Origin of the sequence: Enterobacter cloacae complex sp. P12RS, assembly GCF_014895875.1 — a bacterium.
Lineage (GTDB): Bacteria > Pseudomonadota > Gammaproteobacteria > Enterobacterales > Enterobacteriaceae > Enterobacter > Enterobacter bugandensis.
Window position 1 is genome coordinate 35,982 of sequence record NZ_JADBQO010000004.1, and the last position, 23,362, is coordinate 59,343.

General features: G+C 57.5%; 21 protein-coding genes and 2 pseudogenes. 4 read left to right on the top strand and 19 right to left on the bottom strand.

Features of this window, described 5'->3' with window-relative positions; all coding sequences use genetic code 11:
* Positions 1-26: 26 nt before the first annotated feature.
* Positions 27-719 (top strand): annotated as a pseudogene (locus IM284_RS01820) (MipA/OmpV family protein).
* 171 nt (positions 720-890) lie between these two features.
* Positions 891-1,853 carry an MBL fold metallo-hydrolase gene (locus IM284_RS01825; protein ID WP_047955838.1) on the top strand — a complete coding sequence of 321 codons (963 nt, stop codon included), beginning with the start codon at positions 891-893 and terminating at the stop codon, positions 1,851-1,853.
* A gap of 139 nt (positions 1,854-1,992) precedes the next feature.
* Here the strand turns inward: IM284_RS01825 and IM284_RS01830 are convergent, their stop codons facing one another.
* The 8 genes from IM284_RS01830 to IM284_RS01865 all read right to left on the bottom strand — a co-directional run bounded on the left by IM284_RS01830 (position 1,993) and on the right by IM284_RS01865 (position 10,860).
* The gene (locus IM284_RS01830; RefSeq protein ID WP_047955837.1) at positions 1,993-3,027 is read right to left on the bottom strand and encodes a hypothetical protein; all 1,035 of its coding nucleotides are present in this window, start codon (positions 3,025-3,027) and stop codon (positions 1,993-1,995) included.
* A 152-nt stretch (positions 3,028-3,179) separates the two neighbouring features.
* The gene (locus IM284_RS01835; RefSeq protein ID WP_047063014.1) at positions 3,180-3,797 is read right to left on the bottom strand and encodes a membrane integrity-associated transporter subunit PqiC; all 618 of its coding nucleotides are present in this window, start codon (positions 3,795-3,797) and stop codon (positions 3,180-3,182) included.
* The gene (locus IM284_RS01840) at positions 3,794-5,455 is read right to left on the bottom strand and encodes an intermembrane transport protein PqiB (RefSeq protein WP_047955836.1); all 1,662 of its coding nucleotides are present in this window, start codon (positions 5,453-5,455) and stop codon (positions 3,794-3,796) included. The genes IM284_RS01835 and IM284_RS01840 overlap by 4 nt, the downstream gene beginning before the upstream one ends.
* Complete coding sequence (locus IM284_RS01845) at positions 5,452-6,075, bottom strand: paraquat-inducible protein A (RefSeq protein ID WP_047063016.1); 624 nt, start codon at positions 6,073-6,075, stop codon at positions 5,452-5,454. Before IM284_RS01845 ends, IM284_RS01840 begins: the two co-directional genes overlap by 4 nt.
* A complete protein-coding gene (locus tag IM284_RS01850; RefSeq protein ID WP_047955835.1) occupies positions 6,072-6,731 on the bottom strand; it encodes a paraquat-inducible protein A in 660 nt (219 codons plus the stop codon). The genes IM284_RS01845 and IM284_RS01850 overlap by 4 nt, the downstream gene beginning before the upstream one ends.
* A gap of 18 nt (positions 6,732-6,749) precedes the next feature.
* The gene (locus IM284_RS01855; protein WP_193055704.1) at positions 6,750-8,297 is read right to left on the bottom strand and encodes a DHA2 family efflux MFS transporter permease subunit; all 1,548 of its coding nucleotides are present in this window, start codon (positions 8,295-8,297) and stop codon (positions 6,750-6,752) included.
* Between the two features lie 20 nt (positions 8,298-8,317).
* On the bottom strand, positions 8,318-9,478 hold the full coding sequence (locus tag IM284_RS01860; RefSeq protein ID WP_047063019.1) for an HlyD family efflux transporter periplasmic adaptor subunit: 1,161 nt from the start codon (positions 9,476-9,478) through the stop codon (positions 8,318-8,320).
* 14 nt (positions 9,479-9,492) lie between these two features.
* The gene (locus tag IM284_RS01865; protein ID WP_047063020.1) at positions 9,493-10,860 is read right to left on the bottom strand and encodes an efflux transporter outer membrane subunit; all 1,368 of its coding nucleotides are present in this window, start codon (positions 10,858-10,860) and stop codon (positions 9,493-9,495) included.
* A 129-nt stretch (positions 10,861-10,989) separates the two neighbouring features.
* On the opposite strand from IM284_RS01865, the gene IM284_RS01870 reads away from it, so the two are divergent.
* The gene (locus IM284_RS01870; protein ID WP_052768068.1) at positions 10,990-11,640 is read left to right on the top strand and encodes a TetR/AcrR family transcriptional regulator; all 651 of its coding nucleotides are present in this window, start codon (positions 10,990-10,992) and stop codon (positions 11,638-11,640) included.
* A 371-nt stretch (positions 11,641-12,011) separates the two neighbouring features.
* Here IM284_RS01870 and IM284_RS01875 read toward each other — a convergent pair whose 3' ends face one another.
* From IM284_RS01875 to IM284_RS01920, 10 genes are all read right to left on the bottom strand, one after another.
* The gene (locus tag IM284_RS01875; protein WP_047063021.1) at positions 12,012-12,941 is read right to left on the bottom strand and encodes an NADP-dependent oxidoreductase; all 930 of its coding nucleotides are present in this window, start codon (positions 12,939-12,941) and stop codon (positions 12,012-12,014) included.
* A gap of 25 nt (positions 12,942-12,966) precedes the next feature.
* On the bottom strand, positions 12,967-14,316 hold the full coding sequence (locus IM284_RS01880; protein ID WP_223812791.1) for an alpha/beta fold hydrolase: 1,350 nt from the start codon (positions 14,314-14,316) through the stop codon (positions 12,967-12,969).
* Complete coding sequence (locus IM284_RS01885; protein ID WP_047063023.1) at positions 14,261-15,130, bottom strand: aldo/keto reductase; 870 nt, start codon at positions 15,128-15,130, stop codon at positions 14,261-14,263. Before IM284_RS01885 ends, IM284_RS01880 begins: the two co-directional genes overlap by 56 nt.
* A 54-nt stretch (positions 15,131-15,184) precedes the next feature.
* On the bottom strand, positions 15,185-16,429 hold the full coding sequence (locus tag IM284_RS01890; RefSeq protein ID WP_080346974.1) for a S9 family peptidase: 1,245 nt from the start codon (positions 16,427-16,429) through the stop codon (positions 15,185-15,187).
* Positions 16,430-16,481: 52 nt separating this feature from the next.
* Positions 16,482-17,156, bottom strand: a complete 675-nt coding sequence (locus IM284_RS01895; RefSeq protein WP_047063024.1) for a TetR/AcrR family transcriptional regulator — start codon at positions 17,154-17,156, stop codon at positions 16,482-16,484.
* 111 nt (positions 17,157-17,267) lie between these two features.
* Positions 17,268-18,095 carry a biotin-dependent carboxyltransferase family protein gene (locus IM284_RS01900; protein WP_223812790.1) on the bottom strand — a complete coding sequence of 276 codons (828 nt, stop codon included), beginning with the start codon at positions 18,093-18,095 and terminating at the stop codon, positions 17,268-17,270.
* Positions 18,076-18,966: an allophanate hydrolase subunit 1 gene (locus IM284_RS01905; protein ID WP_047063026.1), complete on the bottom strand. Its 891-nt coding sequence runs from the start codon at positions 18,964-18,966 to the stop codon at positions 18,076-18,078. Before IM284_RS01905 ends, IM284_RS01900 begins: the two co-directional genes overlap by 20 nt.
* Positions 18,956-20,353 (bottom strand): acetyl-CoA carboxylase biotin carboxylase subunit, encoded by a 1,398-nt coding sequence (locus tag IM284_RS01910; protein WP_159403332.1) that lies wholly within the window; start codon positions 20,351-20,353, stop codon positions 18,956-18,958. The genes IM284_RS01905 and IM284_RS01910 overlap by 11 nt, the downstream gene beginning before the upstream one ends.
* Positions 20,354-20,369: 16 nt before the next feature.
* Positions 20,370-20,621 carry an acetyl-CoA carboxylase gene (locus IM284_RS01915; protein WP_047063028.1) on the bottom strand — a complete coding sequence of 84 codons (252 nt, stop codon included), beginning with the start codon at positions 20,619-20,621 and terminating at the stop codon, positions 20,370-20,372.
* 29 nt (positions 20,622-20,650) lie between these two features.
* The gene (locus IM284_RS01920) at positions 20,651-21,418 is read right to left on the bottom strand and encodes a 5-oxoprolinase subunit PxpA (RefSeq protein ID WP_200900453.1); all 768 of its coding nucleotides are present in this window, start codon (positions 21,416-21,418) and stop codon (positions 20,651-20,653) included.
* A 146-nt stretch (positions 21,419-21,564) separates the two neighbouring features.
* Between IM284_RS01920 and IM284_RS01925 the strand changes: the two genes are divergently transcribed.
* Positions 21,565-22,482 carry a LysR family transcriptional regulator gene (locus IM284_RS01925; RefSeq protein WP_047955833.1) on the top strand — a complete coding sequence of 306 codons (918 nt, stop codon included), beginning with the start codon at positions 21,565-21,567 and terminating at the stop codon, positions 22,480-22,482.
* A gap of 214 nt (positions 22,483-22,696) precedes the next feature.
* Here IM284_RS01925 and IM284_RS01930 read toward each other — a convergent pair.
* Positions 22,697-22,934, bottom strand: a pseudogene (locus tag IM284_RS01930) (Arm DNA-binding domain-containing protein); the annotation flags it as partial.
* Positions 22,935-23,362: the final 428 nt, after the last annotated feature.

Genomic DNA, 23,362 nt, shown 5'->3' on the forward strand with positions numbered 1-23,362 from the left:
CGAATAAGTCGGCGAGAGGTCAGGCGATGCCCGAAGCCGGACGCAGTGAACCGACGTGGGGGATTGGCGTTGCCGGTGGCATACAGTACCGCGTCTACCGCGACTTCGACGACCGCGTTCGAGGCTTGCCAATGATTACCTATGAGAACAAATGGATTCAGGTGGCCGGGCCTGTCCTGGACGTCAAGCTTCCGTCGGTCGGGCCGGTGTCATTCAGGCTGCGTGGTCGGTACATCGGGGAAGGCTTCGATTCGGGCGATTCCCCATATTTCGCGGGCATGCGCGATCGAGACTCCAGTTTCTGGCTCGGCGCCGCCGCCATCTGGCGTACCGGCATTGCCAATTTCTCTGCTGAAGTGCTCACGGATGCCATGAGCAACAGCGGGGGGATGCGGACGACGCTGCAGATCGACAGGCGATTTACCGCAGGCACAATCGGGCTGGCCCCGCGGCTGGCGGCCGAGTGGGTGGATGGCGAGTACGTGGACTATTAATACGGCGTAAGGTCAGACGAGGCACGGAGCTGGCGCCCGGCCTACGGCGGTAGTTCCGCGCTCAATACCGAAATCGGGCTTCGCGTGGACTGGCAGCCCGTGTCCAGTCACACCATGTTCCTCGACATGGGCGCCAAGCACATGGGCAGCTCGATCCGCAACAGCCCGCTGGTGGAAAAGAGCACGCAGTATGGCCTTGGTCTCGGCTACCTCTATCGGTTCTGAGAAGCGATTGATGGCATCGCCCGTTGTTGGCGTTTGCCGGGTATCGCATTCGACTCGAAATGAGGGGGATGCAACGTATTGGGAAGGTCTTCTGGAACACCGATTGGTGTGTTCATCGAGCGACTCATGCCATAGGCGTTCATCCTCATCGTCAATGTGGAAGGGGTGGCTATGGCAATTTTCGGCAAATCCAGACGTTTCAGGAATCTTGACGGGAGCGAAGCTCCCGGCACCGTGGTGCCGGCATTTCGGATGCTGGTCGTCGATAGTCTTGCAGGCCGGGGCCGTGGTGTACCGAGAAAGGCTTCGGTGCCGTGTGTGGTGCCCGATCTCGTCGCGATCGCCACTCCACCGGGCACGGGTGAAGGCGCGCGCCTGACCTGGATCGGGCATGCGAGCTGGCTGGTGCAGATCGAAGGGAAGTCGTTCCTCGTCGATCCGGTCTTCGGTGAGCTTGCCCTGGGGCCAGGGGGGCGGAATGTTCCGGCTGGCCTGCGCCCCGAGGATCTGCCATCCATCGACGCGGTGCTGATCAGTCACAACCACTACGACCATCTCGACCTTCCATCCGTGAAGAGCGTCGATGCGCCGGTGATCGCCGGCCTGGGCATGGCGTCGTTCCTCGCAAAAAAAGGGATTTCCGCAAGCGAGTTGGACTGGTGGCAGTCCATCGACATCGGCCCCGTGAGGGTGACTTTCGTGCCCGCCCAGCACTACAGCCGTCGCGGCTTGACCGACGTAAACGAAACGCTGTGGGGCGGATTCATTCTCGAGGGAGCTTCCGCCTGCATCTACCATTCGGGCGATACGGGCTACTTTGACGGGTTCCGGGAAATCGGCCGCCGTTTCCCGGTGATCGATGCTGCACTTTTGCCCATCGGCGCCTATGAGCCGTCCTGGTTCATGCGCCGCCAGCACATGAACCCCGAGGAGGCTGCCCGGGCCTACAGGGATCTTGGTGCCGGGTGCTTCTTCGCCATGCACTGGGGGACTTTCAAGCTGACCTACGAGCCGCTAGACGAACCGCCGGTTCGCCTGGCAGCAGAGTGGGAGCGCCTTGGACTTCCCGCATCGGAAAAGCGGGTTCTTGCCGTTGGCGAAACCGCGGACGTGTGGCGTTATCCGAATGACTAATCTCATACCCGCCGGGCAGTCAGCGCATTGTCGTACAGACAGAAAATGAGTAAGGCCTTGACGATTTCCGCTGGCAGCCCGGTCCCCACGCTTTCTTGGCGGAAGCCTGGGTGGATCCTGCAAGCCCTGGCGTCCCACGCTAGTCTGGCAATGCGGTATGCACCTGACGTAAATCCACCCGGCCGATTGTCCCCCTGATGCGTCCCAGCCACAGGGTGCCCTGAATTTCGACTGCGCCGCTCGCCAGAGGAAAATCCGCGCAGTCAACCAGCGGCTGCACGCTCATTGTTTGTGGGTCAATGCGTAGCACGCGCGCATTCCCGCACGCAGCACCTTCCTTCCCGGAGAAATACTCAACGATTTCCCGTAGGGTGCCTTGCTGGCCCGCGAGCAAAAGACTACCGTCCGGCGCCCAGTGTACATTGTCGCTGTGGAAACCGGTTTGAATTACATGTTTCTTCGCGGCACCGGCTCTGAACGAAAAGCGGTTAAAGGTCTGGCGGACAGAATCTGCGTAGTAGAGCCATTCTCCGTCAGCCGACGTTTCGATTCCGTTCGGCATCAGGTCGCCTCCGGTATCGACCTTGCTCCATCCGGAACGGGAACTCCAGGCCAGCACCTCACCGATGCTGCGCCCACCCTCGATTTCCTCGAAATTCAGCGCACGACCTCCCTTCTTGGGGATGGGCAGCGTGGTCTGCGTCATCACGAATCCGTCGGGCATTGGTGCGACCCCGTTGCCGGTCACAGAACCCGGTGTAAGCACGCAACCCCGCCAGTGGATGCGGGGCAGAACGTCACGGGTATCGACAGTGAAAATCTCCACGGATTCGCGGACGCCGTGATGCACGACGAGGAGCTGGTGGACACCGTTCGCGCCACGACGAATGGTGAGTCCGTGTGGATTGAAGCGCTCTGGCGGCCGGTCGGGCTGGCCGTGAAAGGTGTGCGCGTCGAAGCGTACCTGCGCCTCCGGAGAGGGATAAAGGGCACGGATTGCATGCGTGGATGTGTTCACCAAATCCAGTCGCCCTTCGCCATCGGGTGCCAACGCTCTCACGCTCACGATCAGCCAATGCGTGCCTGGAATTCCAGTCAGGTCTTCAGAGGCTTCGATTGATCCCACCGGCGCTACCTGCGTTGCACCGTTTGTCAGGTTCTTGGGTGTATCCATTGTCATTCAACCCTCAATGTTTATGGGGAGGTGGTTCAAGAAGGCGAGGTCCACCCTCTCGCGATTGCGGATGCTGTCTATCAATCTACTATCGTCGGACTCCCGATCACATCCTCCGTCGATCACGGGCAGGACGCGCAATACTCCCGGGGTTACTCCTGTGGGTCCACGCAAGCTGCCTGACGAGAATGTGCCCAGGCTCGTGCATCTGTCGCTATCCTCCTGGCTAACGCAGCGACCAGTCGTTGTTGGGCCTGAACCATTTCCGGATAGCCTCCTGGCGCGGGCTCATCCAGATAGCCCCGGCAGACCAGCCGTGGCTTTCCCGCCTCATTCGCGAATCCCAAACTCCAGTCGGCATCAAGCTGAACCCGTTGTCCGGGCCAGGCATCAAACCGACGCAACTGGAGTTTGATTCTGAGTACAGGCCTGGCAGAGGTCTGTGGCAGCCCGGCCACATCCTGGGTGGCCAACTCATGCGTCAGTACTGACGATAAGGCACTACGAATTTCGTCATCCAGCGGGCCAGTCCAGCGCTCGTTATCAAGGACAACGGCACCAGCGGCGCCCTGTCGTACGACCAGTTGTGACTGATCGTTCTGTGACGGGATACCGACCGGCAATACATCAACCATGAAGGGGGCCGGTGGCTTCGTCGTTATTGTTTCCCCGGACGGTGCGAGAAGTGAGTAGTAATGTACTGGCGGAGACGCGCAGGCATTCAGAAAGAAGACCGGCACGAGAAGCCCAGAAAAACGGTAACTTTTCATTGATGCGATTCCTGTTGACTTACTGTGTTGTCTTTTCCTGTGGCAGGAGGCGAGGGAGATTCCGGGCGTCCGCGCAACAGTGATTCAGGATGCCGGCCAAGCATGTCTGTCAGCACCCGTAGTGAGCGAGATACCCGCTGAACTTCCTGTAGCGTCTGGCCCAGGTTTTGCTGTAATGGCGCATCTTCGGCCAGCACACCTTGTGCCGCACCAAAGGCCTGCCGGGCCTGCAGCAGGGTCTGCGTGGTTTGCGGTAACGTCTGGCTGTTGACTTGCTTAAGGGTCTTGTCAAGTTCTGCTAATGTGCTGTCGAGGTTTCGCCCGATTGAGTCGAGGGGCATCTTCTCTATCTTGCCGACGATGCTGGCCACCTGCCCCTGCAACTGATCGAAACTGCCGTTGATTGTGGGAACGCTTAGTGGGCGTGCCGATATGTCTATGGTTCTTTTCGGTGCATCCGGAACAAATTCCAGCGAAACATAGAGCTGTCCGGTCAGCAGATTTCCTGATCTCGCCTGCGCGCGCAGGCCATGTTCGACCAGTTCTCTCAGAAATTGAGCGGCTTGTTGCTCTGTATTTGTACCAGGCAATTTATCCAACAGACGCCCAAGACGTTGTGGATACACCACGATGCCAACGGTTGTGGGGAATCGGAGCGTACTTGGATCGTAGTCGAGGTTTATTGATACCACCCTGCCCAGATCCATCCCCGAGAATTGAACCGGAGCACCTACAGATAAACCGCGTAGTGCCTGGTCGAAGCGTAGCTGGACGAACTGCTCCGGCCCGTCGGGTTCAGCCATGGCGCTGGCTTGATCCGGTGCAAGACTGAACTGGGTATTTTCAGGTGCCTTTTGCGTGTGATCTTTGCCGCGTGCAGAGGCGGCGAAAGCAATTCCTCCCGCCACAATTGTGGCCACGGATTGCGTTTTGAGCTTGAGTCCGTCAGCACCCAGCGAAACATCCATCCCACTGGCATTCCAGAATCGGGTATCGGTAGTGACAAAGCTGTCGTAGGGTTTGTCGATGAAGACCTGCAGGCTGACGTGATTACCATCATCATCAAGCTTGTAGGAGGCTACCCGGCCCACCTGGATACGCCGGAAGTAGACCGGCGAGCCAACATCCAGCGACCCCAGATCTTCGGTATGCAGGACAAATGACTTTCCGGGCATACCACCAATAACCGTTGGCGGCGTTTCAAGGCCAGTAAAGACTTTGCTGGATGCATGTTCCGATCCAGCATCCGCCGCAATATAGGCGCCGGAGAGAAGTGTGTCGATGCCTGATATACCGCCGGTGCCAATACGCGGGCGCACGACCCAGAACCGCGTGTCGCTGCGGGTCAGACTTTCCGCGCTCCTGGCCAACGAGACCGTGGCGGCAACGTGCGAGCCGTCGTCGCTGAGTGTGATTGCCGTTACTGTGCCCACGGTCACGTCCTTGTACTTGACCGGTGTTTTGCCTGCCTCCAGTCCTGCCGCTGTACGGAAAGCTATAGTGATTTCAGGACCAGCTGACAGCCAGGTATGCGCCAGCATTGACAGCCCGACCAGTGCAGCGATGGCTGGTACCAGCCATACCAGGGAAATACGCCAGCGACGGCGGGCCACTGCAGGATTGCCGGGCTGGTGGATATGTTCGGGTTCGTTATTCATTCCGGTTTATCATCCCATATCAGACGGGGGTCGAAGGTCATAGCTGAGAGCATGGTAAGGATCACCACCACGCCAAAGAAGAAGATGCCAACTCGTGGCTCGATATCACTCAGGCCCTGGAACTTGACCAGCGCGGCAACTACAGCCACCACCAGTACGTCGAGCATTGACCAGTAGCCGATCACCTCAACGAGCCGGTAGAGTCTGGCTCGCTCGCGTCTCGCCCAGTTACTGCGTCGTTGTGAAGTTATCAGCAGCAGTGTGAGGACAAGAAACTTGGTGCAGGGAACTGCCACGCTGGCAATGAAAATCACCAGAGCGATGCCATAAGACCCGGATTTCCAGAACTCGATAGCGCCGTTCATGATGGTGCTACCGCTGCCACTGCCGAGTAGGCTGGTATACATAACCGGCAGCACGTTGGCCGGAATGTAGAAAATCAAGCCAGCGATCAACAAGGCCCAGGCCCGCACAATGCTGTCGGGGCGCCGACGATGCAGTGATGCGCCGCAGCGAGGGCAGTGTACGTGCTTCGTTTCGTCGAGCTTGTCCTGGCAAACGAGTCTACAGATATGGCAGCCGATGACACCCAGGTGGCACGCGCGGGGAGGCAGATTCATGTGCGGCCCGCCTGCCGTTGCTGGTTGTATTCGGTCAGCTCCCACAGCCAGTGGATATCGCGGCTCGCGATCAGCGTAATCAGCAGCACTAACACGGCCGTGGCCCAGATCCCCGGTCCGGGTGCTACCTGGAGGAAACTTGACAGTTTGATGACCGCCACCAGAATGCCGAGCAGACCGACCTCAATCATGCTCCAGGGGCGCAACGCGACCAGCATCCGCATCGCCTGCGCGAAGCCTGGCGCACGCCGACCAGTGCGGGCAAAAGCCAGCACCCAGGCCAGCAGAGTGATCTGTAGAAGTGGTGCCACGATGATTGATATTGCAGTTGGTACTGCAATGGGAGCGCCAGGTCCGTAGGCGAGCGCCGCCGTCGACTGCCAGAGCGTGGTCTCGTTGTGCAACCCCTGCATACTGATGCGAACGACCGGGCAGACGTTGGCGATCACGAACACGATTGCTGCGGCGACGGTCAGCGCCAGCCAACGATCGACATCCAGACGGTTGGCGCGATAGAGGATGGCAGTACATTGCTCGCAGCGTGCAACCTCGCCCGGGGCCAGCGCGATGCGCCGGTACACCCTGTCGCAGTGCTCGCAGACAACGAGGTCTGGAAACACGATGAGTTTAGCGGAGAGACTCAGTTTCTTTGCCATGGTTTTATGCCCTGTTGTTTAGTGACCGCCGCTCATGTCGATGGGTCCCTTTGGTTTTGGAGAGAACCAGATTAATGCGGCGGCGAAGGCGAAGCAGAAAGCAATCGCAGCGAACATGTTGAGTGTTGCGAGCATGACGCTCTGGCCCTCAACGATGCTGCTCAGCGTAGATGTGGCAACCTCTCTCGACATTCCACTGGCCATCATGCTGTCGAGGGTGGTTTGTCCCTGAGTCATCGCGCTTGCCAGTTCAGTCTGGTTCTCACGTGTCGCGTTGGCCCACCCGGTCTGAACTATTGAAGTCGCAAACGCGCCGGCGAGCGTTCGCATGAAATTTGAGATCCCGGCCGCGTCGGCCTGTTCTGCTGTTGTGACGCTCGCCATACACAGACCGGTTACAGGGATGAAAAACATCATCAGGAATGGGCCCGTCAGCAGCATCGGCCAGGCCATCTGAATGAAGGTAATAAACGGCGTGAATCCCACCCGCCACGCAGATATGCCACCAAGTCCCAGCAATCCGACCGATACAATCAGCCGTGGATCGAGCCTTGCCGCTACCTGACCGATGATGGGGGAACTAATTACTGCGAGAATCCCCATGATCCCGGTGGCATATCCTGCCCACGTGGCGGTGTAGCCCATGTTCTGCTGCAGCCAGAGCGGGATCAGAACAATACTGGCGAAGAACGCACCAAACGCAACCGAGTAGGTAATGGAAGCCGCAACGAAGCCGCGATGGCGAAACACGTGCAGATTAACGATGGGATTCTTTTCGGTCAGTTCCCACATCAGGAAGGCGACAAAGCCGATTACTGCAATCACTGCAAGCACGCGGATTTCTGTTGCAGCGAACCAGTCATGGTTGCGGCCTTCATCAAGCATGATTTGGAGCGCACCGACCCACACAATAAGCAGGCCAAGACCCACTACATCAATCGGAGACCGGGTGACCGTTTCCTGCTGGCCTCGCATCAGGTACAGAAGTCCTAGGCCACCGGCGGCAGCAATTGGCACATTGATGAAGAATATCCACTCCCACCCGACGTTATCGGAGATCGTGCCGCCAAGAATGGGACCGGCGATCGGTGCGACTGTGGTTGTCATCGCCCATATGATTGTCGCGATTGTCGCCTTCTCAGGTGGGAAGATACGCAGCAGAAGGGTCTGCGAAAGGGGAATGATCGTGCCACCGGCCAAACCCAGGAATATGCGCCCGGCGACGAGCATGCCAAGCGTGCCCGACAGGCCACACACTAGCGAGAGCACGCCGAAGGCCAGATAAGAGGTAATGAACACACGATAACCACCGAAGCGGCGCATGAGCCACCCGGTAAGCGGCACAGTGATCGCTTCGGCCACTGCGTAGGAGGTGATAACCCAGCTTGCCTGGCTGGACGAGACCCCTAACCCGCCGGCGATATGGGGGATCGAGACGTTGGCGATAGTGGTATCCAGCACGACCAAAAAATTGCCCAGCCCGATCAGGATAGCGGCGAGGATGAGTTTCCCGCCCCTTAATGACCGGGCGGCTGGATTTTCATGCTGAGAGATGGAATCAACCATTATCGTCTGGTTCCTCACAATCAGTTGGAGACGTCGATATCGGCGGTCATAGACAGACCGACACGAAGAGGATGCTCTGCAAGCTGTTGGGGATCGAGTGCAATCCTTACTGGCAGGCGCTGGACGACCTTGATCCAGTTGCCGGTTGCGTTTTGCGCCGGCACTACAGAAAAGGCCGAGCCGGTACCGCCGGAGAAACCGACGACTTTGCCGTCATACTTAACGCTATTACCGTAGAGGTCTGAGGTGAGCTTAACCGACTGGCCTGGCTTAACCTTCCTGAGTTGACCCTCCTTGAAGTTGGCGTCCACATAGCTGGCGTGGATCGGGACCACGACCATCAGCATTGCGCCAGGCTGCACACGCTGACCAACCTGCACCTGGCGACGGGAGATGATCCCATCAACGGGTGCACGAAGAATGGTGCGTTCGAGGTCGACCTGAGCCTGCTCCCGTGCAGCACGTGCTGCCAGCACCTCGGGATTGGTGTCAGGTGTACTCTTGTCTATAAGTGCCCGGTTGGCGTCACGGCTCCCGATGGCAGTGGCACGATTGGCCGCGGCCTGCGTACGGGCTGCTTCAGCAACTCTCAGACTGGCGAGCGCAGTGCTGTAGGCATTGCGCGCTGTGGTCAACTCTTCGCCTGAGACGGAGCCCGACTCAGCCAGGGCGTTGCGGCGGTCAAGATCGATTTTCGCTCTGGCAAGATCAGCCTGTGCAGAAGAGACCTGCGCCTGGGCGCGCACTTCGTCGGCAGCCCGTGCCGCTATTTGCGCGTCAAGACCGCCATCCGTGGCGATAAGACCGCGCACGCGGCGTTCAGTCAACGCCAGCTCAGCTTCGGCGCGCTTTAGCGCTATCCTGGCATCCGTATCGTCCAGTCGAACGAGAACATCCCCCTGTTTCACGTGCAGCGCATCATCCACCAGGACTTCGCGCACAGGCCCCCCAATCAGAGGGGTCACCTGAGCGATATTAGCCCCGACGTAGGCATTGTCGGTTTCAGCATGGCGGGATGCGACGAAAAGATCATATGCGTAATAGCCACCCCCGAGCGTAGCGACGCTCGCCAGCAGGGCCAGAAATAGCCGCTTTCGCCTGGCGTTTTGCGCTCTGCTATCCGCAGCAGTATTGTTGGCAACGGGAACATCTTGTTCAATGGTATTGGTGGATTCAGACATGGCTCGGATTTCCTTTATGCGCGATAGCCGCCACCGAGCGCACGGATGAGGGCGATCTTGAGGACAAGGGCGCGGCTTTTCAGAGACGCGACCGTGCGGCGGGTGCTGATGAGGGCGTCTTCGGCAGCCAGCACATCAAGATAGGTCGCAAGGCCGCCGCGATAACGATTGCTGGCAACGAACCATGCGGCACTGGCAGAGCGCTCTGCTTCCTGTGCGTGTTCAAGCCGCAGGTCCAGCGCGCGTGTGCTTGTGGCTGCATCAGCCACATCTCGCAGCGCCTGCGTTAATGCGCCGTCATATTGGGCGACGGCCACCCGGTAATCGGCTTCGGCGGCACGGTACTGTCCGCGCAAACGCGCGCCGTCGAAGATCGGCAAGCTGATGGCCGGGCCGACTGTTCCAAAATCGGACCCTGACTCAAACACATTTCCGATGCCGAGAGCCTGCAGGCCAATCAGACCTGTCAGATTGACGTTTGGATAGAAGGCCGCCCTGGCTTCCTTGATCTGGCTCGCAGCAGCTTCTGCCCGGAGCCGTGCGGCAATGATGTCAGGGCGTCGTCCGATTAATTCGGCCGGTAGATTGGCTGGCAGGCCGAAGCTGCCAGTAATGGTCGCGCCCGGACGCGCTATAGTCAGTCCGCGATCAGGGCCAGCCCCAATCAGTGCTGCAATCCGGTGACGAGTGAGGGAGAGGGATTCATTCTGTTCAGCCAGATCGCCCTGAGCTGTGGCGAGTGCTGAACGGGCGCGCTCAACCGCACCTTTATTTTCCAGCCCTTGCTTATTACGACCCTCTATCAGTTCCAGTGTGCGCTTACGCACTTTAATAGCATGTTCGGCGGCATCATGTTCGGCGTAATCTCCGGCCAGATCTCCGTAGGCGCTGGCGATGCCTGCTGACACAGCCAGACGAGTGGCCGCAGCTTCGGCACCTGTTGCTTCGGCTTGTGAACGCGCTGCTGCTAATGCCGCCCGGTTGCGGCCCCAGAAGTCGAGCTCCCAGGTAAGATTGAGGGTTGTCTGACCATAATCACGCCAGCCCTCGGGCAGCCCACTTGCCGGGGAAAGATAGTTGTAGCTTTGCTTGGTCGATCCGACCTCACCATTTGCTGTGATGGCGGGAAGCAACCTGCTCCGGGTCTCCTGAACCAGTGCTTCGGCACGGGCAAAACGTGCTGAAGCCACGCGCAAATCGGTCGCTCCCTTCAACCCCTCGGTGATCAGTGCATTGAGCTGGGCGTCGCCAAATTCTTCCCACCAGCGATCCGAGGGCCAGGCCCTCCCGGGTGCGGAAAAGCTTGTAGCACTCGCGAAGCTTTCTGGTCCTGCAGGCACCACGTCATTTTTTTGTGGCAGGGGAGCACAGCTGCTTAGCATGAGCACAACCACAAAGGCGGTGACACCTCCCGACGCCGTGGTCCGCCATTGGAAATTTGATGACCCCATAACATGCCCTACATAACCATACTGTACGGTCATTTTAGATATATGTTCTTGCAGGTGTCAATGCAAAATCGTACAGTGCTGTATGAAAAAGTGAGGTTTCGAATGAGAGTAAAGACAGACGATCGGCGTAAGGCGATCCTTGATGTGGCAATCGAGGTATTTCGCGATGTCGGTTATGCGCGCGCCAGCATGGCGATGATCTCAGCGCGGATCGGAGGATCGAAAGGCACCCTGTATGGCTACTTCAAATCCAAGGAAGCGTTATTCGCTGCTGCCATGATGGCAGTGATGGAAGAACAAGCAGATGAGATTATGGGACTGCTTGATCTGTCCGAGCCGGATGTTTCACTGGCACTTCGGCGTTTTGGTGAGGCCCTGCTTGCTTTGCTGACTTCTGCAGATACGCTTGCCATCATGCGAGCTGCCATTGCCGAAGGCGCAAGTTCTACGCTGGGAGCCACGCTCTACGAGATGGGGGCCGGGCGGGCGTGGGAACATATGACAAACTATATTGCCCGTCAGCAGGAGAATGGTGTGATTCGTCCGGTAGACGCCCGCGTTGCCGCGGCGCATCTAAAGGGTTTGCTCGAAATCGGATTTATTGAACCGTTGTTATTTGGTGCTCAACCCTGGTTTACGCCAAAGGAAGCTGTAGCAACAGCGGTCGATGCGTTCCTTCGGGCTTATGTCAGCAACGGCGGGGGACAGTAACTATTGTTCTCGGTCTGACCTTCTCATCGCAAAGTCCAAATCCAGAGCGATGGAGCACAGGTCACCACCGGCAACATGCTGCCCGGCTCCTTCGTCACGGCAAAGCAGGAGGCACTGATACCTGTGTCGCTGTAAAACCCGTATTCTCGTGCACCACTGGCGATCCGTGTACCTTGCCGCCCGGGCTAGGCTGGAGTCGTTTCGTTGCTTCAGTCCATGCGATATTGCTGTGGCATAGCTATACATGAACAATCTTGTTTAACCAGAGTCGCCATGTCCCGTCATGATCGCCACTGAGTTTCAGTTGATATCATGTTCGGCAATGGCCGTTTTCTGCCATTGCCGGGTTCCTGAGACAGGTCCGTCGCTGATTACATGATCAGCACAATCCGCCCGGCAGGCCGCCGGCCGAGTTCTGCGTTCCTGATGACAGTCAGCGCGTCGGTGAACGGCGCTTCCAGTCCAATGGATACATGGATTTTGCCTTCACAGGCCAGTCGGGCTATCTCCCGCAGGTTCCTGAATCCCCCTGTTGCGAACACCATCCGGTAGCGCCCTGAAATAAAGCCGCGCAGCATTCTGCCAGGTGTCGGATTAATGTCGATGAAGCGTCCCCCGGACTTCAGCATCGCCAGACCCTCGGCGACGTCGAGCGTGCCGAGCGTGTCGAACACCGCGTCGTACGGGCCATAAGCGGCGAAGGACGTTTTGTCCGGGTAGGTAAAGGCCGGGCGGACACCGGCCAGCTCCACGCTTGCCAGCGAGGCTTCGCCGCAGGCGCCGGAAACCTGTGCTCCACAGGCCTGAGCCAGTTGCACAGCACTGCTGCCGACCGCGCCGCTGCAGCCGTGAATGAATATCCGCGACTCGCTGCCAGCACGCGCTGCGCCCACAATGGCCGCCCAGGCGGTGGCGAATGGAATGGGTAAGCACGCAGCTTCACTGAATGACAGCGCGGCGGGCTTGGGGGCAACCAGCCTCGCGTCAGCATCGACGACCTCGGCAAACGCACCCTGCCTTTTGATTTCTACCGTGCCGAACACCTCATCGCCAACCCGGACGTCTGTCACGGCGGTGCCAACCTCGTCGACAATGCCTGCAAAGTCAGAGCCCATGCCCTGGGGAAACCGGTTGCCAGTAACGAACTTCATGACGCCACGGCGAATCTTCCAGTCGAGCGGGTTGATTGCTGCGGCCTTTACGCGCACGCGGACTCGCCGGGGTTCAAGGGCTGGCAGCGAATATTCTGCAAGCGACATTTCTTCGGGGCCGCCGTAGCGGCTGAACTGGACTCTCTTCATGGATGCCTCGTAATGACAATGGGATTTAGAACGTCACCGCGTCGCGCGGCGGAGTATTGATGTCGATGTCTTTGACGCTGGCAGCCGCCGGCCTTTCGGCAGAGGCATCAGCTGTCTGCGACCTGCCCAGAACGGTCGCCATAACCGAGTTCTGCCAGTTGAAATAGGGATTGAAAGTCAGCCGCGCGTGGACTTTTCCCTGCTCACGGTGGCCCCAGTCCGAATACCAGACCGGTACGCCTTGCTCGCAGGCCTGCGTGTCTTTTGCACTAAAGCCATTCAGGCAGATACGAATAATTCCGCCTTCGCCATACACGGGGTTGGCCGGGGCAAATGTCAGGCTCATGTGCGAAAACTGACTGATGCGCCATGCGGGGAGCCTGTCGGGACGAACTAGAACGCGTTGCATATCCACCAGACTGTCCGGTGCCTTGCCGTACCAGATCAGGCGGCTGTCCGGGTGTGTGAAGCGCCGCTGGAAAACGTCGAGCAGATAACCAGTATCCAGCACCGAGTCATGCCCGGCGACCGCCATGAATACCGGCCTGTCATAGGCCCGCTCTCGCAATAGCCGGCGCGCGTTGGCGCTGGTCCGGTAGAATTGTGCGAAACCGTTGGCCGGTACATTGAAGTATTTGACGGCATTCTGCATCGGAACGTTGCCGTCCGGTGTGATGAGCCAGGGCCTGATACGGGCTGCCAGTGGCGCAAGCCAGTCGAATGGCATGCTCTTGAACCCTGGCGAAAACAGCACCAGCCCTGCGATTTCTGGATGGGAGTAAGCGTAGTCGAGAGCCAGATTGGCGCCCGTGGAGAAGCCCCCCAGGTAGACTGGTCCTTCGACATCCTTCTGCAGTGCGTTGGCCTGTTCCCACACGACCTGCTGCCATTGCTCTGCTGTGGTTTGCAACAGATCCTCGGGGCGGGTTCCGTGTCCGGGGAGAAGCACCGTTCGCACGAGAAACCCTTGCATTGCCAGCGGCTGGCCAAGGTCCCGGAATGACCACGGCGAGTCGCCCAGGCCATGCACGAGCAGGATCCCTTTGCGGGGATAACTTCCTTTCTCCGACGACGCGGGTCGCCACTCCTGAGGTGTATTCCACGTCAGTTCGGCATCGTGGTCGGCAAGCTGAAAATGGCGACCAGCCTGTATATGTTGGATTGTTTCGCGTCGATAGTCCTCGAAGCTCACTGCTGCAGCGGGCGGGGCGCTCAGTTTTACGCTGGCGCAGCCGGTCAATATGCCCGCTGTAACAAGGGTCGCTGCGATCAGTATAAAACGGTGCCTCGGGTGGCCCGGTATCGTGCGGCAAACCGCTTCACGCGAGTTCGGCATGATCTTCTTCAGTGAGCCGGATGCCGCCAGCGGCGACATTCTCTTCAAGATGCCTGACCGACCCTGTGCCAGGGATTGCCAGCATGGCCGGTGAGGACGCCAGTAACCAGGCCAGCGCGGCCTGAACAGGCGTGGCACCGTGCCGCTTTGCCACTCGGGTAAGCCGCCCGTCGTCGATCTCGCCCACACCTCCGCCAAGCGGGAAAAACGGGCAGAAGGCGATGCCGGATTCTTCGCAGGTCTGCAACAGGCTCCGATCCTCGCGCCGGGCGAAGTGAAAGTTGTTCTGCACGGCCACGACCGGAGCGATGGCGCGGGCCTCATTGAAATGCCCGATATCGACATTGCTGATGCCGAGGTGGCGAATCAGGCCTTCTTCGCGAAGTGCGGCCAACGCCCCGAAGCGCTCTGCAAGCGACTCGCCGTGCGGTACCGTCATCTCACCGATGCGCAGGTACACCAGGTCGAGGCGGTTCACGCCGAGGCTTGCCAGGTTCTCCTCGACAAGCTTACGCATGTCTCCGCCCGTGGCGGGCCGGTGGCTGCCATCCGGGTTGAATACAACACCGACCTTGGTTGCAATCACCAAATTTGAAGGATAGGGATGCAGCGCTTCACGAATGAGCGCATTGGCTCGTACTACACCATCGGAGCTTTGGTAGAAATCGGCCGTGTCGATCAGGTTGACGCCAAGTTCAACCACGCGGCGCAGCACCGCGCGGCCGGTCTCCGGATCGCGAGCCGGGCCGCGGAAACCATTGCAAGGCAGGCGCATGGCGCCAAAGCCGAGCCGGTTGATCGACAGATCCCCGCCGAGACGGAATTCAGGGGAGGGGGTAGCGGATGAGTCCATGTCATGCTCCTGGGAAAATTTGAGAAGACCACAAGGTTCAGCGAGACGCGCGATTTACCCGCGCCCAAGCCGGTCTGCAATCCGGTCGAAGATGAATTCGGTGGCCGTGGCATAGCCTCCTATCTGGCAGTGCGACTGCGCCGTCGAAGACTCATCGAACAACAGATACTCCTTGGGGCAATTCAAGGCGTCGAAGAACGGCCTGGCACCGTGGAAGACCTCGCCGGTTCCATCCAGCACCAGCGTTTCACAGGTCACCTGGTCCAGGATGGCTGAGTTGTCATAGGGCTGGAGGGCCTGCACTACATCTTTGATCGAGTTGGGCACGCCATGCTTCCAGGCGTAATCACTCACCAGATTCCGTAACTGATCAGGAAGCTCGGCCAGCGGCCGGTCGGCGAAACGCTCCAGCTGCGCGATGATTTGACGTCCCCAACTGATGTTGCCCGGATCAGTGATGCAGAGCTTGATACGTTTGTCGAACGCAGCCACGCGAGGCACCAGATAGCCACCGAAGCTCAGGCCCATCAGCGCGATATTGGAGGCGTCTATCTCCGTAAACTTCTCCAGCGCGAAGTCAATCAGCGGGCTGACAACCTTCTCCCAGTCGGGGCGGAAGGTCAGGTTGTTCAGACGCAGCGCGAACCCCTGGCCAGGGCCATCGTAGGTCAGGCAGTGAATGCCCCGCTGAAGCGCACCTTCGCAAACCCACCGGGTGTCCTCGGCCCAGGTATCCCGGCCCGGTGTGACGATGAGTAGCGGGGCTTTCTCGTCAGCATGAGGTGATCTGTAGAAATAGCCGGGAAGGAAGCTGCCTTCGTAGGGGATTTCGATGCGTTCGGCGGGATAGCCGGACAGAGAGATGTGTCGCTCGTAGCACGATGCGCTGGCGACTGCGTACTCCTTCATACGCTTGTCCCCGAAGTCGCTGAAATAAAGCAACGCGCAGCGCCAGTACGTCGAAGCGCGAAGGTAGGCACTGGCCGCGGTGACAGACCTGTTATTTCTGTCCGCATCTTCGGCCCTGTCTTGCAGCCGGGTCGCCAGCGCGGCCCAGGCACTGACCCAGGTCTCTTCGTCGCTGCCCCTGAGCTGGTGCACCACGTCCATGACCTCGCCGAAGTCGGTCATGCCATAGGGCATCAGGCCCAGGATGTGCTTGATCAGCGCATCGAGCAGCACGTTGTCGTTAAAGAAACTCGGTTGTGCCCAGTGTTTTTTTTCCGGGCTGGCAACTTTTACATTGGCCGCATTCGTATTAGCCTGCTCTTTTCCGGACTGACTACTTTGAGTATTCATACATTTCTACCTCCATTCTCCTTGCTGGTTGCTACGTGGTTAAAAAAATGTTTCATTTCTTACTGTCTTCGTCCGTTTGCCCACCCGCTGCGCCATGAAGAAAAATTTGTACAGCATGACCAACGATTTCCTCGATTTCAGCATCAGTCAATGTTGGTGATCGAAGTCCAGACGCAGCCTGAAGCTTGGTGTTAGCGGCCACCAGACTGACAAAATGTTCCGCCAGCGCTTTGGCGGGGACGTCGCGGCCTAATCCTTTTCCCGGCTGCTGTTGAGCGGCAATCCAGACTGAAAGAATTTGGATGGCTTTACCGTAGCTGACGTCCCACATAGCTCTGGCAACGTCCGGAAAGCGCCGGCCTTCATTGACCAGAAGTCGATGCAACGCAAGGGTGCGTGAAGACAGGGCAGATCTCAGTAGTTGCCGGCCAAGAACTGGCAGCACCTCGCCTGGCTCTCCGTCCGCGATGTTCAGTTGCTCCAGCGGCCTGGCAACCTCGGTACAGAGGTCGATCATTGCATGCCTGAAAAGACCTTCTTTTCCTCCAAAGTGGCTGTAAATGGTGCTTCGTGATCCACCAACACGCGCAATCAAGTCATCAACAGCGACTGCATCAAAGCCCCGTTCAAGGAACAACTCGGCGGCGGCCTCAGTCAGGTCACGGACACGTTGGGCTCCTCTGGCAGTTCTGTGCTTAGGAGCGGAGGTTCTTTCGTCAGCTACCATTTTATTCTTCCGGTCTGGATAGATATTTGTACTGTACTATACAGTACAAATAGCAGCAGTTCAAATGGCAAAGCGCAAGATTTTGGAAGGAGTAAGAGCGCAATCAGACTGTCAGGCAGTGAATGCAATGCCCACCGCATCGCGCAGCAGGACAATTGGCTCAAGCCCACCCGGTGCCTGAACGGAACCAATGGGGTAGCAGGCATCGACAATATTGGAGGGATCAGAGCCTGCGCCAAACGGTGGCGTCCGTGGGTTAAACGCCAGCGGCTGCCCGCCTTTCAGACGGTAGCCCGTGCGGTCGGCTTCGGTACTGACATACCAGTCGTCGGCAAAGAAGGTATCGACCGCGGCATCCGTCAGTCGGTGGATATAGAGGCCCGGTACCAGTCGCAGAGTGACGGATTTCTCCAGCACCGGCAGTAATGCCTCAGGAACAGTGTTCCCCTCGCGGCGGAAGCGATCTGCGTTTACTGGATGCACGTTCAACACATCATCCGCTGCCAGTCGCCGCCCCTGAAAGCCCCCCAGCGCCCCCAGCGTATAGGTCGAGCCGCTTCCCAGGACGCGCGGCACATCAAGGCCGCCAGCAATCGCCAGATAGCCACGGCATCCCTGGCGGGCCGGGGCAAAGCGCAGATGTTGCCCGGCGTGGATATACAGCGCGCTGTGCGCAGCAGCAGGTTGATTGTCAACGATCGGCGTCATCGCCGCGCCGCACACCGCGATCAGCGCATCGGTGGAAAAATGTAACTCCGGGCCGAGCAGCGTCATCTCCAGCACCGCATCATCGGCTGCGTTACCCACCAGCAGGTTCGCCATCTGCATTGAATACGGATCCAATGCGCCGGAGGGGGGAATGCCCAGGTGGTAATAGCCTTCACGCCCTGCATCCTGTACCGTGGTGGCAAGGCCAGGCTTAATCACATTGATGGTCATACAACCCCCTTTTCAATAACTGAGGATAGCCCTGCGGATCGGCGACAAAGTCTGCAAGCACAAATGTCACATCGCGAATGCGCGGGGAAAATATGCCTTTTTTCACCTGTTCGCTGATGTCGTCATAAGTCTGATGATCGATGGCGCGGAACTGCACAATGTCGCCCGCTTTGAAGAACACCATTTCGCTTTGCAGATACGGCAGACGTTGCGCCGGATCATAGATCGGCATTGGCGTGATACCAAACAGCTGATAACCGCCAGCGCCACGCACCGAGTAGATACAGCCGAAGCAGCCGCCATGACCGAGGGATAACCCGGGCGTATCGGTACGCGGGCGCAGGTATTTCGGTACCTGGAGCTGTTTGTCATGCCCGACCATCTGGTACATAAACGGCAATCCGGCGACAAAACCCACCATCGACACGAACCACGGCGTACCGCTGTGCGCGGCAATAAAGTCGTCTTTATCCGCATAACCGTTGATGTGTGCGGCATAGTCGAGGTCGCTGCCTTCCGGTGCCTGATGGCGATCGCGAAAACGCATTAACGTCTCGTGTGTCCACGGATCGTTGTACAGCACCGGCACCTCAATAATGCGTGTCGCCAGCGTTGCGTCGGCTTCGCTATCGGCTTCCAGCGCCTGCAACTTGTCGAGCAGCGTTTGCGGTGCCAGCACGTCCGGGTTAAAGCGTACCTGGAAAGAGGCGTTCGCCAGGCAAATATCCAGCACACCGGGGAGCTGGCATGCCTCCAGTGCCCGTGTCAGTGTCAGGCCGTGGAAAAAAGCATTTAACGACATTGACTGGTCAATTTCGGCAAAAAGATGCTCATCTCCGCCAAACGAGTAGCGAATCGGATTATTGGCCATAGCGCCTCTCCTGTAGCGGCGGCGTGGCTGCACTGTCGCGCTCCGCCAGCCACTGCTCAAGGGTGGTGGTGGTAAATTCTCCCGCCTGCAATTGCGGGTGTTGCAGCAGCCATTGATGCAGCGGGGCGGTGGTTTTGATGCCACGTAGTTCAAGCCCGCCGAGTGCCTGGCGGGCGCGGGCCAGCGCGTCGGCGCGATCGGGGCCCCAGGCAATTACCTTCGCCAGCAAGGAGTCATACCACGGGGGAACGCTGTAACCGCTGAAGACATGGCTGTCGACACGGATCCCTTCGCCACCCGGCCACACCACTGCGTCTATCCGGCCAGGGCAAGGGAAGAAGTTCTTGTCGGGGTCTTCGGCGTTAATGCGCATTTCGCAAGCGCTGCCGCTCAGGTGCACATCCGACTGCGCCAACGTTAGCGGTTCACCGTTGGCAATGCGTAACATCCACTGCACCAGATCGATGCCCGTTACCATCTCGGTTACCGGGTGTTCCACCTGGATACGGGTATTCATTTCAATGAACCAGAACTCGCCGCGCGTTTCATCAAACAGGTATTCCAGCGTGCCTGCCCCGCGGTAGCGTAGGTGCCGCGCCAGTTGCACTGCGCTGTCGCAGAGCGCGGTCCGCTGGGCAGGACTCAGGGCAGGCGAGGGCGCTTCCTCAAAGATTTTCTGCCGACGGCGCTGTAACGAGCACTCGCGGTCGAACAGGTGGATCACCCGCTCGCCATCGCCGAGGATCTGCACTTCAACATGACGGGCGCGGGCGATAAAACGCTCGAGATAGACTGCGCTTGAGCCAAAAGCGGCTTTCGATTCGCTCTGGGCAACGGGGAATTCCCGCGCCAGTGCCTCATCATTTTCTACCACGCGGATACCACGACCACCGCCACCGGCTGCGGCTTTAATCAGGCAGGGATAACCGATCTGGCTGGCGCGAACTTGCGCTGCCTGTACCGTTTCCAGCACCCGGGAGCCGGGAACGACCGGCACACCGGCTTCTGCTGCTGTGCGGCGGGCTGCGGCTTTATCGCCCATCACGCGAATGGTTTGCGCGTCGGGGCCGACGAAAATATACCCGGCCTGTTCAACCCGCTCGGCGAACTGGGCATTTTCCGACAGAAAACCGTAGCCAGGGTGGATCGCATTTGCACCGGTTTGCGCGGCGGCATCCAGTAAGGCATTAATGTTGAGATAACTGCGCGCGGCAGGTGCCGGGCCGATAATGCACACCTCATCGGCCAGTTTTGCCGCAAGGCTTTCGCTGTCCGCCTCGCTGCATGCCGCCACCGTTGGGATCCCCAGTGTTTGCGCAGCACGAATAATACGCACCGCTATTTCCCCACGGTTAGCGACCAATAATTTTTTTATTTTCCCCGTCATAAATCCTCCGCAGTGATTATTCGTTATCGGTTTTTATTATGGCGATCACCTGTCCGGGTTCGACGGCATCACCATTTTGTATGGTGATGGCGCTTATTATGCCGCGAGTCTCGGCGAATATTTCACTGAACTGCTTCATCACTTCAATTAAACCAATAATGGTATCGGGTTCGACTTTATCGCCATCCTTAACAAAAGGTGCAGCCTCCGGTGAGGGTTGCCGGTAAAAAATACCTGGCAATGGCGAAAAAATTTCAATATCAGACATCGTATTTCTCTCCAGATAAGCGGGAATGATTAAACCATACCCGGTGAGCAGACGTTTATACCTGCATTAATGAGCGCCATTTTTACCGAGCTGATAATTTCCAGTGCGCCGGGCGTATCACTGTGGATACAAATAGAATCGAAACGAATCGGGATGGTATTGCCGGTAACGGTTTTGACTTTCCCCTCCAGACAGGCCATTAACACTTTCTCGGTGATCGCCTGCACATTAAGACGTCCGGTACTGCGGGTGAAGACAATAAGCCCTTGATCGTCATACTCTCTGTCGGCGTAAAACTCGGTGACTACCGGATGCTCCAGCCGCTGCGCTGCCTGCCAGACGGCGGAGCCCGCCATGCAGTAAAGATAGAGGCCGGCGTCGAGTTGATGCAGGGCGGCAACAAAACATTGCGCTGCCGTTTCATCCCGCGCCAGGTGCATATATAACGCGCCGTGCGGTTTAATATGCTGTAATGGCAAGGAGTATAAACGTGCGAATTCCCGCAATGCACCCAGTTGGTAAATAATGTCGTTAACCAGTTCGTCCATCGGAATAGATAAATGGCGGCGACCAAATCCTTGTAAATCATTAAATCCCGGATGTGCGCCAATGGCTACGCCATTTTTTCTGGCCGACTCGACAGTTTTTCGCATAATACTGGGATCACCAGCGTGAAACCCGGTGGCAATATTGTCGGAGCTGATTATCGTCATAAGTTCATTATCAACATCATCGCCAATTATCCATGAGCCAAAACTTTCTCCTATATCGGAGTTGATATCGACCGTTTTCATCATAATAATTTCTTATTTCCGTTGGGGACGTCAATTCACTATATGAAGATTTATTTGTATCCGAAAAGTATTATTTTTAGATAGTCTGATATCAGAAAAACAGAACGCTCATGGGCAAACATTTTGCTTAAATAAAAAGAGGGGCAGAGATGCTGACATTACGCCAGGTTCGTTATTTTGTTGCCACCGCCGAAATGGGGCAGATCTCGCTGGCGGCCTTGCATCTCAATATTTCTCAGTCGGCGGTCACCGGGGCGATTCAGGAGCTGGAGCAGCTATTGGGCAAGAAGCTGTTTACCCGCTCGGTGCACGGCATGATGCTGACCGACTACGGGAACCATTTTCTTAACCATGCCTATACCGTGTTACAGACCGTGGATAATGCCGTGCGTAGTATGCCGGTTAATGACACGGGTGTGCGAGGCACGCTGCGCCTGGCGGCAAGTTACACGGTGATTGGCTATTTTCTGCCGTTCCATCTGCAACGGCTGGCGCAGGATTACCCGCACATTGATATCCAGTTGTTTGAGTATGAGCGGCAGGATATTGAACAAGGATTGGTTGACCAGAAGCTGGATATGGCACTGGTGCTGACTGGCAATTTACGCCATCAGTCGATTTATGCCGAAACCCTGTTTAATTCTACGCGCCGCTTGTGGCTGCCATCGCGGCATCCGTTATGTGAAAAATCGCACGTGACGCTGGAGGATGTGGCCGGGGAACCTTTCATTATGCTCACGGTGGATGAAGCCGCAGACAGTGCCATGCGCTACTGGGAAGAGGCCGGAGCCAGCCCGAGCGTCATCCTGCGCACCAGTTCGGTCGAGGCGGTGCGCAGCATGGTGGCTAATGGTTCGGGGATTGCTATCTTATCGGACCTGGTTTATCGCCCGTGGTCGCTGGAAGGGCGGCGCATTGAGACCCGTTCGCTGGTGAACCATGTGCACCCGATGAGCGTCGGCCTGGCATGGCGTCATGACGCCCACTTAACCCCGGCGATGGCGGCGCTGCGCGAGTATTTCCGCAGCGCATTCGTGACGCAGCAAATCAATATGGTGCGACGTTAACACCTCTCTGCGCCCGACGTGAGTAAACCTTTCCCTATTAATAACCAAAAGTTTTGGCATTTGAGAAATGGACAAGACTGGAGCGCCCCGAGCCGTAGACAAATCTGCCCTGTAGTTTGAGCACTGAAGAAATCTATGGGTACACCGCGTTTTACTCCCGAATTAAGAAGAGGCTGTCCGCCAGATAATCGAACGTAGTTATTCCGTGGCCGAAAATGCGTTGTTGAGCGGGATTAATGTTCCGAGCCAGTAACTTACGGATCCCCTCGCGTTGCTGTCGGGCACCAGCCAGCGACATAACAGGGTAAGCACTTAAGCCAGGACGGGATGCTTTACCGTTGATACGGTATTTGGGATACCAAAGACGTGAACCGTCTGGATGGACACGCAGCTACAGACCAATCAGAGGCTTTACAAGAAGGTTTGAGGCTGCGGGTTTTCGTGTCGTTAAGGGGGGCATTTGGCGATCACTCCACAATCGAACTGAAATGACCCAGATTTGACGACCACTTTTTCCCGATGCGGGGGGTAAACTGAATACGAATCGGGAAGGCTTTTCACGCTAACTTATTGAATCAAAATCGTACAGGGATTCGCAAAGCGACATGAAAACAAGAATTTGACTCTCTGACTGGGATCGCCTTTGCCAGTAACTGGCTAATAATTAAGCTAATCCTGAATTTCCTTTTTGTCAAGACCACCAGAATGACCACCAATCGAAGCTGGTGATCATTTTTGTACATTTGGTTATCGCTATTTAATTTATGAAACTTGGGTTGTTGTACGGCCTGAACCTACCTCGTTTGGATTCTAAGATCTGCAGGTGATTTTTATCTGCAGATCCTATATCAGTAAGTTTTTTATTCTATGCTTAGATCCT

Excerpts from the sequence above, each read along its gene's own strand:
- IM284_RS01880 (WP_223812791.1), bottom strand. The coding sequence starts at position 14,316 with ATGTCGCCGCTGGCGGCATCCGGCTCACTGAAGAAGATCATGCCGAAC.
- IM284_RS01885 (WP_047063023.1), bottom strand. The coding sequence starts at position 15,130 with ATGGACTCATCCGCTACCCCCTCCCCTGAATTCCGTCTCGGCGGGGAT.
- IM284_RS01900 (WP_223812790.1), bottom strand. The coding sequence starts at position 18,095 with ATGACCATCAATGTGATTAAGCCTGGCCTTGCCACCACGGTACAGGAT.
- IM284_RS01890 (WP_080346974.1), bottom strand. The coding sequence starts at position 16,429 with ATGAATACTCAAAGTAGTCAGTCCGGAAAAGAGCAGGCTAATACGAAT.
- IM284_RS01895 (WP_047063024.1), bottom strand. The coding sequence starts at position 17,156 with ATGGTAGCTGACGAAAGAACCTCCGCTCCTAAGCACAGAACTGCCAGA.
- IM284_RS01840 (WP_047955836.1), bottom strand. The coding sequence starts at position 5,455 with ATGAATAACGAACCCGAACATATCCACCAGCCCGGCAATCCTGCAGTG.
- IM284_RS01865 (WP_047063020.1), bottom strand. The coding sequence starts at position 10,860 with ATGCTAAGCAGCTGTGCTCCCCTGCCACAAAAAAATGACGTGGTGCCT.
- IM284_RS01830 (WP_047955837.1), bottom strand. The coding sequence starts at position 3,027 with ATGGATACACCCAAGAACCTGACAAACGGTGCAACGCAGGTAGCGCCG.
- IM284_RS01835 (WP_047063014.1), bottom strand. The coding sequence starts at position 3,797 with ATGAAAAGTTACCGTTTTTCTGGGCTTCTCGTGCCGGTCTTCTTTCTG.
- IM284_RS01870 (WP_052768068.1), top strand. The coding sequence starts at position 10,990 with ATGCAAAATCGTACAGTGCTGTATGAAAAAGTGAGGTTTCGAATGAGA.
- IM284_RS01915 (WP_047063028.1), bottom strand. The coding sequence starts at position 20,621 with ATGTCTGATATTGAAATTTTTTCGCCATTGCCAGGTATTTTTTACCGG.
- IM284_RS01825 (WP_047955838.1), top strand. The coding sequence starts at position 891 with ATGGCAATTTTCGGCAAATCCAGACGTTTCAGGAATCTTGACGGGAGC.
- IM284_RS01925 (WP_047955833.1), top strand. The coding sequence starts at position 21,565 with ATGCTGACATTACGCCAGGTTCGTTATTTTGTTGCCACCGCCGAAATG.
- IM284_RS01910 (WP_159403332.1), bottom strand. The coding sequence starts at position 20,353 with ATGACGGGGAAAATAAAAAAATTATTGGTCGCTAACCGTGGGGAAATA.
- IM284_RS01860 (WP_047063019.1), bottom strand. The coding sequence starts at position 9,478 with ATGTCTGAATCCACCAATACCATTGAACAAGATGTTCCCGTTGCCAAC.
- IM284_RS01875 (WP_047063021.1), bottom strand. The coding sequence starts at position 12,941 with ATGAAGAGAGTCCAGTTCAGCCGCTACGGCGGCCCCGAAGAAATGTCG.
- IM284_RS01845 (WP_047063016.1), bottom strand. The coding sequence starts at position 6,075 with ATGAATCTGCCTCCCCGCGCGTGCCACCTGGGTGTCATCGGCTGCCAT.
- IM284_RS01850 (WP_047955835.1), bottom strand. The coding sequence starts at position 6,731 with ATGGCAAAGAAACTGAGTCTCTCCGCTAAACTCATCGTGTTTCCAGAC.
- IM284_RS01855 (WP_193055704.1), bottom strand. The coding sequence starts at position 8,297 with ATGGTTGATTCCATCTCTCAGCATGAAAATCCAGCCGCCCGGTCATTA.
- IM284_RS01905 (WP_047063026.1), bottom strand. The coding sequence starts at position 18,966 with ATGGCCAATAATCCGATTCGCTACTCGTTTGGCGGAGATGAGCATCTT.
- IM284_RS01920 (WP_200900453.1), bottom strand. The coding sequence starts at position 21,418 with ATGATGAAAACGGTCGATATCAACTCCGATATAGGAGAAAGTTTTGGC.